Raw genomic sequence first — 789 nt, 5'->3', positions numbered from 1 at the left:
CAGTGGGCGCGGATCGAGCCGTTGCTGCCGGACCGGACCCCGAAACGGGGCGGCCGGTGGCGTGACCACCGTGAGGTGATCGACGCGATCGCCTGGAAGTTCCAGACCGGGTCCCAGTGGGTCCACCTACCGGAGAAGTACGGCTCGTGGAAAGGCGCTTACACACGGCTTCGGAACTGGGCGATCGACGGAACCTGGGAACGTGTCTTCACCGCTCTGCTCGCCCAGGCCGACGCGGACGAGGACCTGGAGTGGGTGGTCGCGGTCGACTCGACCATCGTGCGCGCGCACCAGCACGCGGCCGGGGCCCGCAAAAAGGGGCCCCGGCCGGCGAGCCCGGCGACCATGCCCTCGGCCGGTCCCGAGGCGGGCTGACGACCAAGATCCACCTGGCCGCCGACGGCCGCTGCCGCCCCCTCTGCTTCGTCCTCACACCCGGGCAGGCAGGCGACGCACCCGCCTTCGAGCACGTCATGACCAAGGTCCGGGTGCCACGACCCACCGGAAGACCCCGGACCAGGCCGGATGCTGTCCTGGCCGACAAGGCCTACTCATCCCGCGCCATCCGTGAACATCTGCGACGCCGCGGCATCAAGGCCGTGATCCCGGTCCCCGCCGACCAGCAGGCCCACCGCAAACGACGCGGCAGCCATGGCGGCCGGCCACCCGCCTTCGACCGCGAGGCCTATAAGCAACGCAACACCGTCGAACGCTGCATCAACCGCCTCAAACAATGGCGCGGCATCGCCACCCGCTACGAGAAGACCGCAACCGTCTACCTCGCCGGAC

The 789-nt window shown here is 70.0% G+C and carries 1 pseudogene; it reads left to right on the top strand.

The annotated features are described in order from the left end of the window. Positions 1-789: pseudogene (locus IE305_RS32695) on the top strand (IS5 family transposase); the annotation flags it as partial.

It is taken from the genome of Streptomyces mashuensis (assembly GCF_014654785.1).
GTDB lineage: Bacteria > Actinomycetota > Actinomycetes > Streptomycetales > Streptomycetaceae > Streptomyces > Streptomyces mashuensis.
This window is presented reverse-complemented; position numbering and strand designations above follow the sequence as displayed.